13 protein-coding genes are annotated in these 14,915 nt (G+C 64.8%); all 13 read left to right on the plus strand.

Going from position 1 to position 14,915, the window contains the following annotated elements; genetic code table 11:
- Positions 1-2 precede the first annotated feature (2 nt).
- The 13 genes from HPY32_RS21875 (at position 3) to HPY32_RS43955 (ending at position 14,878) form a co-directional block, all read left to right on the plus strand.
- A complete protein-coding gene (locus HPY32_RS21875) occupies positions 3-1,094 on the plus strand; it encodes a hypothetical protein (protein ID WP_156674776.1) in 1,092 nt (363 codons plus the stop codon).
- 21 nt (positions 1,095-1,115) lie between these two features.
- The gene (locus HPY32_RS21880; RefSeq protein WP_156674775.1) at positions 1,116-1,799 is read left to right on the plus strand and encodes a hypothetical protein; all 684 of its coding nucleotides are present in this window, start codon (positions 1,116-1,118) and stop codon (positions 1,797-1,799) included.
- A gap of 32 nt (positions 1,800-1,831) precedes the next feature.
- Positions 1,832-2,245, plus strand: coding sequence for a head decoration protein (locus HPY32_RS21885; RefSeq protein WP_067595190.1), 414 nt, complete (start codon positions 1,832-1,834; stop codon positions 2,243-2,245).
- A gap of 42 nt (positions 2,246-2,287) precedes the next feature.
- On the plus strand, positions 2,288-3,328 hold the full coding sequence (locus HPY32_RS21890) for a major capsid protein (RefSeq protein WP_067595187.1): 1,041 nt from the start codon (positions 2,288-2,290) through the stop codon (positions 3,326-3,328).
- A 142-nt stretch (positions 3,329-3,470) separates the two neighbouring features.
- On the plus strand, positions 3,471-3,671 hold the full coding sequence (locus HPY32_RS21895) for a hypothetical protein (protein ID WP_156674773.1): 201 nt from the start codon (positions 3,471-3,473) through the stop codon (positions 3,669-3,671).
- Positions 3,671-4,054 (plus strand): hypothetical protein, encoded by a 384-nt coding sequence (locus HPY32_RS21900; protein ID WP_067595181.1) that lies wholly within the window; start codon positions 3,671-3,673, stop codon positions 4,052-4,054. The genes HPY32_RS21895 and HPY32_RS21900 overlap by 1 nt, the downstream gene beginning before the upstream one ends.
- Position 4,055: 1 nt before the next feature.
- Positions 4,056-4,391, plus strand: coding sequence for a hypothetical protein (locus HPY32_RS21905; protein ID WP_067595178.1), 336 nt, complete (start codon positions 4,056-4,058; stop codon positions 4,389-4,391).
- Complete coding sequence (locus HPY32_RS21910; RefSeq protein ID WP_067595175.1) at positions 4,391-4,834, plus strand: hypothetical protein; 444 nt, start codon at positions 4,391-4,393, stop codon at positions 4,832-4,834. Before HPY32_RS21905 ends, HPY32_RS21910 begins: the two co-directional genes overlap by 1 nt.
- Positions 4,834-5,220 (plus strand): phage tail termination protein, encoded by a 387-nt coding sequence (locus HPY32_RS21915; protein WP_067595172.1) that lies wholly within the window; start codon positions 4,834-4,836, stop codon positions 5,218-5,220. Before HPY32_RS21910 ends, HPY32_RS21915 begins: the two co-directional genes overlap by 1 nt.
- An 88-nt stretch (positions 5,221-5,308) precedes the next feature.
- Positions 5,309-6,043 carry a phage tail tube protein gene (locus tag HPY32_RS21920; RefSeq protein ID WP_156674771.1) on the plus strand — a complete coding sequence of 245 codons (735 nt, stop codon included), beginning with the start codon at positions 5,309-5,311 and terminating at the stop codon, positions 6,041-6,043.
- A 34-nt stretch (positions 6,044-6,077) separates the two neighbouring features.
- Positions 6,078-6,455 carry a hypothetical protein gene (locus HPY32_RS21925; protein WP_067595167.1) on the plus strand — a complete coding sequence of 126 codons (378 nt, stop codon included), beginning with the start codon at positions 6,078-6,080 and terminating at the stop codon, positions 6,453-6,455.
- A gap of 158 nt (positions 6,456-6,613) precedes the next feature.
- Positions 6,614-6,943, plus strand: coding sequence for a hypothetical protein (locus HPY32_RS21930; protein WP_156674770.1), 330 nt, complete (start codon positions 6,614-6,616; stop codon positions 6,941-6,943).
- A gap of 21 nt (positions 6,944-6,964) precedes the next feature.
- Entirely contained in the window at positions 6,965-14,878 is a 7,914-nt protein-coding gene (locus HPY32_RS43955; protein WP_067595161.1) for a transglycosylase SLT domain-containing protein, read from the plus strand.
- The last annotated feature ends 37 nt before the right edge of the window (positions 14,879-14,915 follow it).

Raw genomic sequence — 14,915 nt, forward strand, 5'->3', positions numbered from 1 at the left:
CGATGACTTCGGCGCTGTTGGGGATGGTGCAGGCGCGGGCGGCTCGCCGGGACACGCTGGAGCAGCTGTTGCTGGACCGGTTGGACGTCTGGTGGAGGCTCACCGACCCTTATGACGACGACCAGGTGTCCTACTTCGTCGACCAGGCCGTCCCGTTGATGGCGACCGCGCAGCAGGCGATGGTGTCGATGGCCACGGCCGCGCAGATGATCTATCTGTCGGAGCTGGATGTCGACCTGGACGGGTGGATGCCGGATGTGCCCGCCGAAGTGCGGACCTTCCCGCACGGGGTGGCGGGCCAGTTCGGTCGGCCGGTGCAGGTATCGGCGAACGGCCGCAGGTCCGAGCGACTGGCGGTAGCAGAGGTCTTCCAGCGTCCGGCGCGGCAATTACGTGCCGAGGTGGCCAGGGGCACGCCGTTCGACGATGCTCTTGCGAATTCGGTGGAGCGTGTGAAAATCATTGCTGAGACCAATCTGACGCTGGCGGAACGCGAGGCCGAGACGCAAATTCTGCGCGAAGCGCATCGACAGAACAAGAAGGTCATCGGGTGGCGGCGCGTGATCCATCCCGAAGTGTCGAAAACCGGTTCGTGCGGGTTGTGTGTCGCGGCATCTGACCGTATCTATAGGGTGCAGGATTTGAAGCCGATCCATGCTCGGTGCCGCTGCGAAACCATGCCGGTCACTCGCGCGAGCGATCCCGGCCGGGAACTGAACGACGACGACTTGAAGCGTCTGTACCAGGACGCGACGAGCACCTACGCATCGGATCTGAAGCGCACCCGATACCGGATTGATCAGCACGGCGAACTACAGGCGGTGCTGGTCCCGAAAACGCGCGGACAGACGGTTCCGCGCACCACTGGCTTCGCTGCTCCGGTGGACTTGGACGAGTTCGAGAAGCAGTACGAAGTCGCACAGCGGCAGCTGCCGCTGATGCGCCAAGTTCTCGCTCAAACACGGCGAACGGTTTCGCAGACAGCTCGCAGCCGGTCACCTACCAGCGTGGGCAGATCGCCCGCTACGAAGCGATTCTCCGCGGCAAGCAGTAGAGATCGAAGTCCGGCACGGCCTTCGATGCATCGTGAATGACCCGGCAAGGGAAAACTGAATATGGCAACTGACCAGATGACCAGCGCGACAACAGAAGCGAGCGCCACTTCGGAGACCGGCACGGCCACCGACCCCGTCCTCGGCACCGACAATGACACCGCTGCCCAGATCAACAAGCACGGCTTTCCGGCGGAGACGCCGCTGGCGGAGATGGCAACCGAGCAGCAGCTGGCGTACTGGAAGCACCAGAGCCGCCGACACGAGGACGCCTCCAAGGCGCTGCGCGGTGGCGTGACGGCCGACGACGCCCAGAAGCTCAAGGATCGGATAGCCGAGCTGGAGCGCGAACGACTCTCCGAGGGGGAACGCGCCCATGCCGACGCCATCGAGGCGGCCCGCGCCGAAGCGGCGCAGCAGGCTCGTGAGGAGCTGCTGCCGAAGCTGCGGGAGGCTGAGCTGCGCGGGTACGCCAGCATCGTCCTGACCGACCAGAAGAAGCTGAACGGCTGGCTGCGCACCACGAACGCGGACGCGTTCCTGAGTGAGAACGGCGAGCTGAACGGCGAGAAAGTCGTCGACCATCTGCGTGAGATGTACGGCACCACCGCGGCCGCGCCGACCCCACCGCCGAACGGCCAGCGGCACCCGAATTGGGGACAGGGACAGGGCGGCGAAACGAAGACCCGGCGCGGCGAGAGTGGCCGCGCGGAGGCCGCCCGGCGTTTCGGGACGCCGAAGGAATAACCGAACAGTGCTTTCCCTGAAGAGGATTTGATATGGCGAATATTGCGGTGCGGCAGACCGGCACTCGATACGGCGATGCTCGGGTGTGGGTTCTCTGGGATCAGAGCGAGCAGCGCGGCCGAGTGAACGTCACCTTGGACATGACCAAGTTCACCGCCGCGACTCACTACCCGAAGGGATACCTGCCCTCGGGCATTGTTCTGGGGCAGATCACTCAGGCGGGCCCGAATCAGGGCCTGTACGGCCCGTACGACAAGAATGCGACCGATGGCCGAGAGGTTCCAGCGGGATTTCTGTGGAACACGTTTACCCCGACCGATCCGGCGGGCCGCGAGGCTGCACCGCTGTGGGTGGGTATCGGCCTGATCAAGGAAACGAAGCTCCCGGCGAATTCGGGCCTTGATGCGGAGGCCAAGACCGCGCTGTCCTGGTTCAAGTTCTTCTAGCCGTCCGGCCGCTGGTCTTTATAACTGAATATAGGAGTTTCCATGGCTTTGGTTTTCGATGGGCCTCTGGTTCCGGACGACACCATCATTTTCGCTCGCGAGGTTCCGACCCCGAGCGAGCATAAACTGGCTCAGTTCCTCCCGGATAAGCTGGTGCAGGAGCAGACCATTCGCCTGGCGAATGTGACCCGCGTCAACAGGACGGCCCAATTCCGGACCTTCGACGGGTCGATTCCGCAGCTCGAGCGAGACACCTTCGATACTCGCGAAGTCGATTTGCTGCCGATTTCCGTGCAGGGCATGAAGGGTGAGTTGGAGCGCCTTCAGCTGGAGCGTATGCGCCAGCAGGGCGGCAATCTGGAAGCGATCACCAACGCGATCTATGACGATATCGAGGCCGGTGTCCTCGCGATCCGTAACAGGGTCGAGGTCGCACGTGGTGAGCTTTTGTCCACAGGCAAGATGACGTTGAACGAGAATGGCGTCTCGCTGACCGCCGATTACAAGGTTCCCGCGGGCAATTTTGTGGCCCCGGCTACCGTGTGGTCGGATGTAGCGAACGCGAAGGTCGTGACCGATATCACGTCGTGGATCGAGTACTACACCACCGTGAATGGGTACGCGCCCGGCGGCATGATCATCTCCCGCAAGACCGCTGGCTATTTGCATCGTAACTCGGAGTTCAAATCGTACGCGAATCAGATGGTCTCGGGGACGCCGCAGATCGTCTCGCGCTCGGTGGTGAATTCCGTGCTGGATGACTTCAACCTGCCGGGTATCGCCGACGTTTATGACACCGTGATCAATGTCCAGGGCACTGATACCCGCGTGATTCCGGAGGGAAAGGTCATTTTCCTGCCGCCGAATCCGGCGGATCTGGGTTTCGTCGCGTGGGGTATCACGGCGACGGCGATGGAACTGATGAGCGCTCAGCAGACCGATATGAGCTTCCAGAACGCACCGGGCTTGGTGGGCGTGGTGACCAAGTCGGGTCCTCCGTACAAGGAAAGCACCTTCGTCGATTCGCTGCTGCTGCCGGTGCTCCAGAAGCCGGAAGCGCTGATGGTGGCCACCGTCGCCTGACGGCGGGGCAATCATCTGGCCGGGACATCGCACTCATCGTCTGCTGTCGGTGGATCACGAACGTCGCCCCCGGCGCGGTGAGGACTCTTCTTCGCCCGAGTATGGGAAATAGGTTATGTCACAACTGAATACATATGTGCACGTGCAGGACGACAGGAACGTCACGCACATCTTCGGACCCGGCGATCAGGTGCCGAACTGGGCAGTCGAGGCGATCACCAATCCTGCCGTGTGGGCGCACCGCGACGACGACCCCGATCCGGAACCGGACGGCGCTGTCTACGAGGGAGAGCCGCACGCGGCGCGCCGCGGGCGTAAGCCTGTAGTGAAGGACGCGGCATAGTGGGCGATTTCGCGACCGCCACAGATGTTTCCGACCGGTTCGGTGCCGCGCTGACCCCGGAACAGGAGAAGCTGGTCACCGCCCGCATCGCCGACGCCGAGGCGCTGCTGAAGACCGAGGTTCCCGCGCTGGCCGCAGGGACCGGCGGGCTGCCGACGATCACGCTGGCGAACGCGAAGCGCGTGGTGTGTGACGCGGTGCTTCGCCCGCTGCGGAACCCGGCGGGCGTGCTCTCGGAGCGGTCGGGGCCTTTCGAGGTGACGTTCCGATCCGAGGCGATGGGTGAGGAAATCTACTTCACCGCCGATCAACTGGCGCTGTTCCGGCGTCGGCGGCGGGTGGGAGTGATCGGTGTCGGCGGCCCGCGCTGGTTGGCGGTGTGACGTGCTGACCGGGCAAACAGTGATCATCCTGCGCCGGACGGGCCGTGACAAGTTCGGCGACACCGAGTTCGACGCACACCACGAGGAACACAACGTGCTGTTGAGTCCCTCGGGGACGCGGACCAAAACAAGCTCGGCGGCAATCGATTTCCGCGACACGATCGTCGATGACGTGACCGCGTACTTCGGGCCCGGCGCGGATGTGCTCGCGTCGGATCAGGCCGAGTTGCCCGGCGGTGGTGTGTACGCGGTGGAAGGCAAGCCGCAGCGGTGGAAGGCGGCCACACCGGGTGGCCGGGCGGGTGTGGTGGCGACTCTGCGGCAGGTGAGTGGGTAATGGCGGCACCGAAGAACACTTTCGAGTACTACGGCACGCGCTCGCCCAACGGCTGGACGAATCCAGCGATTGCGGCACTGTTGGTGGGGCCGAAGATGCGCGCGACAGTGCAGCGGGTGGGCGTGAAGGCGGTGGGGTTATGGCAGGCTCGCGCGCCCCGCAAGTCCGGTGAACTGGCGAACTCGGCGGCGATCTCGATGCGCCTGATGGATTCCGGTGACGGGCCTTTGGGTGCCGCGTCGCCGCGCTGGGTCGCTGACGTGGAGGCGAAGGCCGGGTATTCGGCGGCCGTGAACTTCGGTCGCCGCAACTGGCGGGGTATGGCGGCGAGGGACACCCCCCGCAACCTGACCAAGCGTGGCACGGTCCGTCAGCGACGGCCGGGCAAAACCAAGGCGTCACGCACCTGGCAGGAGATCATCCGCATCATGGGGGCCAGCTGATGGCGGGCTTCCCGGACGCGGAGCTGGTGTGTATGGCCCTGCTCGACGACCTCGGATACGCCTGCACGGCGCTACCGGACGGCGGCCGGTGGTCGAGCCTGTTCCCTCTGATCGGTGTGCATCGCTCCGGCGGCGGCATCGACTCGGAGGGCATCACGGACCGGGCGATGATGTCGATCTGCGTGGTCGATGCCACTCGCCCCAAGGCGTGGGCGACGGCGGCCAAGGTCCGTCAGCGGCTGCGCGCGGCGGGGGCCACCGAGGTCGGCGGGGCGCTGATCGATTCCACCGAGGAAATCATCGGCAACAACCAAGAGCAGGACCTCGATATCGACGATCGGTTTGTCGATATGGCGTTTTGGGTGTCGTTCCGGGAAATCTGGTGATCCCGGCTGGGTGACGCCGCTCCGGCGGCGGAATGTGCTTGTACAACTGAATACACAACTGAATACATAACTGAATATAGGGGTTTCCATGGCGGGTGCTACCGATTTCGCCACTGTCCAAGGTCTGAAGCAGAAGCTGATCCGCAAGCCGCTGGCTGGTGCCGTATTGCTCGCGCCGTTCGCCACTCCGCTCCCAGCTTCCTATTTTAGCGGCGTGACCAGCGATCTCGTCGATTTGAAGGCCGCGGGTTTCCAGAGCATCGGTCATATCTCGAAGGAGAATGCGCCGACTTTCACGCCGGAGACCGAAACCAAGGATGTCGACGCGTGGGGTCTGCTGGAACCCGCCCGCACGGACGTGGTTTCGCGCAAGACGACCATCAAGTGGACCGGCCTCGAAACGCACAAGCTGAATCTGGAGTTGTATCACAACGCCGACCTGTCGAATGTCAAGTTCGACAAGGATACCGGTGAAACGCGATTCGCTGACCCTACCGAGCCTACGATCACCTACCATCGGGCACTGTTCGTGACGGTGGATGGCGCGGGCGCGAATCGGATCTGGGTCATCAAGGAAGTTCCGAAGTTCACTGTGACCTCGGTGGGTGAGCAGAAGTGGAACGCGGATAACGCAATCGAATACGACATCACCGGCCGCGCCTTTATCGACGAGACTGCCGGTTACGCGATCCGGACCATCTTCGGTGGCCCGGGTTGGAAGGCCATCGCCGCCGACGCTGGCTTCACCGCCGCAGCGGCCCCGATGAGTCCACCTGAACCGCCTGCTAAGGACAACGCCGCCGCAGAATCGCGCGGCAAGTAATCGAAGTCTGCACAACTGAATAGAGGGGAAATCTATGGCTGCCAAGAAGGTTGCGAAGCCGGTGTCTCGCTGGGAGGCGCTGAAGCGTGAGGCCAAGAAGAACTACAGCGCACCCGATCCGTACGTGTTCGACGGCGCGAATCCTCCGGTCGAAATCACCGCGCCCGACACCTTGGAACGTTCGCTCGCGCTGGCGTCGATGCTGGATTCGCGGGGTGGTATCGCCATCCGCGATATGGAGCCGATGATTCTGGCGCTGGTCGGCCGTGACGCATTCCCGGTCGTGTGGGACGCCATTCGTGACGAGCCGGTCGATGTCGCTATGGCTCTGATCGATGACATCAATCGGCACTTCGATGCCGTCCCCGATGCTGGGGCGGATGATCTGCCGGGGGGCGAGTCGGCCTCATAACGCTCGTCTGTGAGCATTATGAGGCCATCGAGTGGGACTTGTTCCACTACTGGAATGTGGACCTCTTGGATTTCTTCCGAGGGGTCCATTCCTGGCATCGGCTCTACCGATTCCTCCAGCGCCTACCGCCGGGCTCCCATTACAAGGCGGCACTGGACATGGACGAGGGCCTGGCCAAACATATCCTCGATCTCCGTGTCAGGGAAGAACGTGGCGCGGAAGTATTCGACGACGACGGTGGGGCGGCCCCTGACGGGCTGCCTCTGATCACGTCGTCGGCGGGCTATTCGATCGATTCATTTTTGCTGCTGTCCGTCTGTGACCTGGTGCAGCAGTTGATCACCACCGTGATCGCGGTCAATATGCCGCCCGGCAAGACGCCGCCGAAGGTGAAGCCGATGCCGCGCCCGGTGAGCGCGGTCGATCGAGAGAAAGCAATACGTGAGAGGTCGGCGGTAGACGAAACGCTGGCAGAGATGGGTTTCTGAGAAAATGGATCGGGGATAGGTATGGCAACGAGCTATTCAGCGGGCGTCGCCAAAATCGTCATCCGCCCCGACCTGACCGGCTTCAAAGAGAAGCTCGAATCCGAGATTAAAGCCGCCATTGCCGGAGCCGGGAAGTCGATTCCGGTCTCGGTTGATATCGACGCCGCATCGGTCGCCAGGGCTCGGAAAGAAGCGAGCGCTGGCGGCCCCGTCACGATCGACGCGCAGGTTGCACTACGAGACAGGACCGTCACCGAAGCGCGGGCTCGAGCCCAGAGGCAGGCCGGGACGGTCCATTATCGCGGCGAGGTCCGCACCGATCGAGACTCCGTAGCGCGGGCCGGACGCGAAGCCGCCCGCGACTTCGATAACGCGTACCGCCAGCAACAGCGGCGCACCAACCGCCAGGCGGCGCGCCGGATCGGTGTGAACGAGACGGCCGCCGACCGGGAGACGAACCGGTACTCGCCGCAGCGCCCGCTCAGCGCCGTGGAACAGAAGGCCGCCGCCGACTACCGCGAGGCGTCGCGTCGCCTGGATGGCTACAACCGTCGCTTCGCCGCCGCCGACCGCGCCGTGGAGAAGACCGAGGCTCGCGTCGCCGCCCTGATGCGCGAACGCGCCGCCGATCTGAATGCGTTGTGGCGCAGGGAAATTACCCGGATCACGCGGGAGATCGACACTCTGCGTGGTGCCGCCGCGGAAGGCCGCGGCTTCGGCGAGCCACTGACCCGCTCCACCCGCTCGCGGCGGATCACCGAACTTCAGCGGCAGCTCCGCGAAGACCCCGCCCTCCTCGCGGGGCGCGCGAGTTCGGCTGCTCTCGAGCAGCGGCTCGGCCAGGCGCGGCGTCAGCTCGACGCCCACCGCGACGTGCGCCGGATGGTCGCTGGTCGGCGCGCGCAGGTCACCGCCGACCGCGACCTCGCGCGGCGCACCTACACGAACCTGGTTGGTGCTGGAGATCTGACGGTGCAGATGCGTCAGGTCCATGACCGGATCACACGGCAGCTGAACACCGCTCGCGCCAGCATTGCCGCCATCGCGGCACGCAGTACACCGCACGCCGATGTGTACTCGTGGACGGATCGTCCGCAGCTGCGGGTCACCCGGCAGGCTGAGCGTTTGCTTCGCGGCCGGATGGTCGAAGATCTGCCGCTGTCCGGCGACCGAAACGCGATCAGCACTGCCTTGGCGTCAGCGTCACGCCTGGAATCGGCGGAGCGAACCCTGGCACGGACCAGGGCGAACGTGGAGCGCGCGACAACGGCCGTGATTACGGCCGAGAAGACACACCGGGAGCTTCTCGACCGCGGCGAAACCGATGTCAGGAAGCTGACGCGGTCCAGGGAGCGGCTCGACCACGCCCAAGCCATGCAGCGCTACGCCCGCGACGACCATTTCGACGCGAGCGCTCTGCTCGGCGTCGCCCGCAACCGGTTCGACCGTAGCCAGGGCGCGTTGGTTCGCCGTGTCGAGATGCCGATCCTGCATCGCTCGTCGGAGTGGATCGATGCGCGGGCGGAGAAGGCCGCCGAGGCGCTGTCGCAGAAGTTGTTGTTCGTCGGCCGGATGTTGTCCTCGGTCACCACGATCGCGGTCAGCGCAGGCGCGGCGCTGGCTGGGGTCGGTGCAGTGAACCTGGTGCCGGTGGTTGCCTCGATTACACGGATGGGCACCGCCCTGGCGGTCGTCCCGGCGCTCGCGGCTGCCGCAGCTGCTGCTGTCGGCACGATCGCTGTCGGCGCGGTCGGCGTGAAGGATGCGCTGAAGGCCGAGTCCGACCTTCGTCACCAGACCGCCTTGCAGGCTCAGACCCAGGCCGACAAGGTGGCCGACGCGCAGCGCAAGGTCCGCGACTCGGACCGGGCCGTCAGCGACGCGGTGCGCGACGCCGCGATCACGCGCTCGGACGGCGCAGACAAGATCGCCGCCGCCGAGAAGCGTGTCCAGGACGCGCAACGCTCGGCCGCGGAGGCGCAGAAGGACCTGTCGACGGCTCGCCGCGACGCGGTGGACAAGATCAACGACTACAACCATGCCCTCAAGGGCATCCCCCTGTCGGAGCACCAGGCCGAGACCCGCTATCTGCGCGCTCAGGCGACGCTCGCCAACCTGTGGAAGAACAAGGACGCGACGTGGCTCGACTACCGCGAGGCGATGGACAACGTCGAGCAGGCCAAACAGGACCGGGAAAACACGATCGCGTCCAACCGGCGGCTCCAGCGCGACGCGATGGAGGCCAACGCCAAGGGCGTCGAAGGCGATGACCATGTCGTCAAGTCGAAACAGCAAGTAGTTGACGCTATCGGCAACGTCCGCGACGCCGAGACCGAACGCGGCAAGACGGTCCGCGATGTCGCTATCGCCACCGCGAACGCCGAGAACGCGGTCACCAAAGCGCTGGAAGCGCAACAGGATGCGATCCGCGATCGGCAGCGGGCATACCAGTCCGACGCGCAACAGAAGTACATCGACTCCCTCGGCAAGCTCAGCCCGAACGCCCGCGCCTTCGTGGAGCAGCTCCACCAGATGGACGGCACCCTCACCAGCCTGCGAAAGCAGGTGCAGGACAACCTGTTCGAGGGTTTCGCGACCGACATGAAGAACCTGGGCGGCACGATTCTGCCGCAGGTCAAGTCGGGCTTGTCCGGCATCGCTACAGGTATCAACGAAGGCGTCCGGTCGTCGGTGCACTCGTTGGTGAGCGAGGTCGGCCAGCTGAAGACGTTCTTCGATGAGTCTGGCCGCGCGGCAACACGATTGGGTGACGCGTTCGCTCCCGCTACCCGTTCGTTGCTGAACCTGATGAGCACGGGCGGCGCGTTTCTGCCTCGGTTGACCGGCGCAATCGCCGACTGGGCTACCGAGTTCGACAACCGCGTTGCGGTGCTTCGCGCCTCCGGCGAGCTGGCGACGTTGATCGATCGCGGCATGGCCAAGGCCGGGCAGGTCGGCACGGTCCTGAAGGACTCGGCCGGAGTCGTGAAGGACATCTTCACCGCGATCACCGGCCGCGGGGACGACATGCTGTCCCGGTTCGAAACCCGACTGGCGCGGCTGCGCACGAACTTGCGCAGCGCGGCGGGCCAGAACAACATCCGCGGCTTCTTCGGCGACGTGAGCGCCGAGTGGACCAAGTGGTCGACACTCATCGGCAACGCGGTCGCCCTGCTCAAGAACACGCTGTACCCGGCGGTCCAGGGCACATACGGGATTCTGTTCTCGTTCGCCACCACGTTGTTGCAAGCGCTGACCACGCTCGACAAATACACGCCGGTGGTGAAGGGCCTGGTTACCTCGCTGCTCGCCTTGAAAGTGATCGGCTCCCTCAGCTCGATGTTCGACCGCTGGGGCACGAGCATGCAGACCTTCGCGCAGGGGCGCGGCATGGAGGGTAGCCGGTCGGCGGTCGGCGCGATCGGCACCGCGATGTCCAGGTGGAGTGGATACATCGCTGGAGCCACGCTGGCGGTTGGCTTGTTCTCGCAGAAGGTCGGCGAACTGAGCGAGAAGCTCAAGTCGATCGACCACGTGCAGGCGAAGTGGTCGAACTTCGGTGTTGAGTTCCGGCAGGGAATCACGGCCTCGCTGCTGAATTCCGGTGGCATCGTCGATGATTCGGTACGCGGCAAGGTCGGCGCACAGTTCCAGTCGTTCCTCGGCGACTTCCAAACCCTCAAGGATGCGAAGGTCGGGTCGTGGAGGGACTCGGTATCGGCCGCGCTGAAGGACGCGTTCACCAGCGGCAGCCACAGCGAGACCTGGGACAAGTTGCTCCACGGCATGGCCCAAAACACCTGGGGTAGTGAGGCTCTCAACGCCTGGGACCAGCTCGACATGCCGATCAAGCGCGTCCAGGACGCAATTGTCGGCACCAACGCCCAGTTCGACGCCTTCAAACAGCGCATCAACGATGTGGCGGGACAGAACTCGGGCTACCTGATTCCGGTCCTGGACTCGATGCGCGAGCAGTTCCTCAAGGGCCAAGACGCCGCGTCCAAGACGGCTGAGGCGTATGACAAGATCCGTGATCGCGCGGTCGGCGCGGCCGATGCTGTGGAAGCACTGCGTAACTCCTTCAAGCGGCAACAGGCCGACGCGCTCGCGTTGGAGAACTCCGAAAGCGCCGCGTACGCCGGGCTCGATACGTTGCGTGACCTGCTGAAGGGCAACGAGTCCACGGGCAAGTTGAACCTCAGCAACCTCGTCAAGGGTGACGGCTTGTTCAACACGCAGATCGAGGCTGGGCGGACCCTGAACCGGCTGCTGCAAGACCTCGCCGTGGACTACAAGGGCGTCGCGGCAGCGGAGTACACGTCGGTCTACAACCAGACCAAGGACGCGGACCAGGCACAGCAGGCGCAGCGCAAGAAGATCACCGAGCTTCGCGACTCCCTGAGCACCATGCTCGCCGACACGCTGCCGCAAGACCAGATCGACGCTGTGCTGAGCCGCTACGGGCTGATGCTCGATCAGTTGGCCGACGCGCCAGCGATCAAACCCACAGTCGACACCTCCGATCTCGATACGGCGATCGAGAAGACCAAGAGCATCCTCGCTCAGCTGAACCCCAACTCGCCGTTCGCAGCACAAGTGAACGACCTACTGAAGGACAAGAAGCGCGAGAAGGCTGGCCGCGTCAGCGACCAGAACCCGTACGGTGTCACCCTTTCCGGCCAGGAGCGGCGCTTTCTCTCGCAGCTGAGCCCAGACGGCGACCCCACCGACACCACATCGGCTGCCTACTACAAGGCGCTGGCGAAGAACAAGGGCATCGATGAGGTGCTGAAGGCCCGTGCCGAGGTGCTGGAGAAGATGGCCAGGTACGGCGGGAATTTCAATGCGATGACCCTTGCTCAGTTGCAGGGGACCAACGTTGCGCTTGGACTGAACGCTGACGACCTGCGGTACCTCAACCTGGACAACATCCACAATCCGCCTGCACCGCACCAGCTTCCGCCCGCTGCTCCGCCGCCGAGCGGCCAACCATCCGGCCAGCAGGGCGCGCAGTCGGGGGCGCAACCTCAAGGCGCGCAGTCGAATCCGCAGCCGCAGTCCGGCCAGACCGCAACGCAGCAGCCTGCGACACCATCGGCCGCCACCCCGCCCGAGCCTGCCGAAATCCCGAAACCGGCGGTGGCTCCGCAGGTTCCGGACTTCGCCCCGGCGTCGACCACGTTCACGGCGTTCGCCGACGACGTACAGAAAGGCTGGAAGGACAAGCTCGATCCGGCGCTGTCGGCTATGGCGACGAAGGCCGCCGCTGTCGGCCAAGCGGTCGTGGACGCGAAGACCGTTGCGACGCCTGCGTTCGACGAGCTGGTGCGGTTGTTTGCCGACCGCATTTCCGGTGATCAGGGTCTGCTGCCGGAGTGGGGCAAGCTGAAGACCACCATCGACGCCGATATCACCACGATCACCGATGATTACTGGGCGAAGCGGCTGGTCGATGCGCTGAACACGTTGGGTACGAACTTCGGTACCGGGGTTGCGGGTGTGTCGGCGCAGTGGTCGGGCATCAAGAAGGCCATCGCCGAGCCTCTGGACTATATCTTCGGGCAGGTATTCGGTGTCGCGCTGAAGAACGCCTGGGCGCAATTGCGGGTGATACTCCCGAACCTGCCGGAGTGGAAGGCCGAGTTCCCGAAATTCGGCTACTCGACCGGCGGTATCCACGGTGTGATGTCCGGTTACTCGCCGGGTGTCGATGACCGGGTGATCGCGGTCGGCGGCGGTGAGGCGATCATGCGCCCGGAGTGGACGCGTGCGGTGGGTGCCGACTACGTGAACGGCGCGAATGCTGCTGCTCGCCAGGGCGGTGTCGCTGGTGTTCGCAGCTACCTGGACGGCGCGTTCGCCGCGGGTGGCATCGTCGGCCGTACCGTCGCGACCGACGACCCGATCTCGGCGGTGCAGCGGAGCCTGTGGAATGCCGTGCGGACGGCGTTTCCTGGCGCGGTGCTCACCTCGGCGACGCGCACCATCCACACCGAAGGCCACCGCGACTACCACAACACCGGCAATGCCATCGATGTGGTCGGGCCGCTGGACCAGATCGCCCGATGGATCTACACGCGGTACCCGCAATCGACCGAGTTGATCCATTGGCCGCTGGCCGGGTGGCGAAACCTCAAGGACGGCAACCGTTTCGACTACGGCACGTCCACCAACGAAGGCCACACCGATCACGTCCACTGGGCCAACCTCGGCGAGATCGCGTCGGACGGTCGGATGATCTCCATGGCCACCGGAAGCCTCGGCTCGTTCGTGTCCGGCCTCCAGGACCAGATCCAGACCGTGCTCGTGGACCCGATGCAGGAGTCCCTGTCTGCTGCACCGGATTTCGGCCCAAGCCTGCTCGGTGGTGCGTTGCCGACCGACCTTGGCAAATCCGTCACCGACGCCGCGGTTCACGCTGTGCAGGCACTCGCTGGGGCGTCCGGCGGTCTGGTCGGCTACTCGGGCGTGGCCGGGGTGGAGCAGTGGCGTGGGCTGGTAGAGAAGATCCTGCGCGAGAAGGGGCTGCCGCTGTCGGAGGTCAATCGCGTGCTCGTGCAGATGGGCACCGAGTCCGGCGGCGATCCGCGAGCGATCAACCTGTGGGACAGCAACGCACTCAACGGAACACCGTCCAAGGGCCTCATGCAGGTCATCGACCCCACCTTCCGCACGTACGCGGACCACCCGGGCTACGACACCGACATCTACGATCCCGAATCCAACCTCCGCGCGTCGATCAACTATGCGCTCGCGCGCTACGGATCACTCGCCGCGGCCTACCAAGGCCACGGCTACGACCAGGGTGGGTGGCTACCCGATGGCGGTATCGGCTGGAACACCAGTGGCGAGCCCGAACCGGTGTTCACCGGTGACCAGTGGCGCAGCATCCAATCCTTGATCGGCGGCATTAGCGGACTCGTGAAACTCATTGCGCCGCAGAATGTCACGGCGCTACCCGTGTCGATCGCCGACGTGTCGACGAAGTTCGCCGAGAAGATGACGGCAATCCTCACCGCCATCGTCGGCAAGTCCAGCGGCGGCACCGCCACCACCGGGACTACAACCACGACCGAGACCACTCCGGCGACTTCCACGCCAACAGCACCGTCGACGCCAGTCACGGGCAACGGCACCGACGACGCCCACGCTGCGGGCGCGGGCATCGGCAACGGCCTGAACACCCCGGGCGACACCGACCCGGCCGGAACCGGTCTTCCTCCCACGACGCCGGGCACTGCGACCGGGCAGGCGGCGGTGCCGAGCGCCGAGCAGAACGTCTTGCCGACCGAGAACACCAACGTCGCCGAGGACATCCTGCGTGATGCCCTCTCCGACCTGCTGTCCCCAGAGCAGCTGGACACGATCTTCCCGACGACTGCGCCAAAGGTACCGACACCTACGGGACACGCGCCGACGACGGTTCCAGCTCCCGCGACGACTCCGCCGCCGGATACAGCGACCTCGGTCACGCCCGACCCGATGACGGTCACGCCCGAGACACCGCCGACACCACCGGACCCGGCCGCGCTGGCGGCGGCACCACCGCAACCGCCACCGGAGAACGTTACGACCGATGTCGTGACGGCCATGCCGAGCGTGTCCACGACCGACGCCGTTACGGCGTCGGCGAACGCGGCGAAGTACGCGAGCCTGTCCCCGAACACGGTGGGCAAGAAGCTCGTTCACACCGGCCTCGGGTTCATCGACGGCAACGTGCGCCAGTTCCTTTCCGATGTCGGCCTATCGGGCGGCGGCGCACTGAGCAACGCCCTGGATCAAGCGATGGCCTACAAGAAGTCGACGGATCAGCAGTCCTACGCCGAAAAGCAGGCCACCGCCGCGGGCACCGTCCACTACCACGTCACCGACATCGACGAGGCGATGCGCAAAGAAACCATCCGCCGCTGGCAACAGACCCTCGGGTTCAAGTAGCCAGCCCGACAACCAATAACTGAATAACAACTCAATA

Source organism: Nocardia terpenica (genome assembly GCF_013186535.1).
GTDB classification, from domain to species: Bacteria; Actinomycetota; Actinomycetes; order Mycobacteriales; family Mycobacteriaceae; genus Nocardia; species Nocardia terpenica.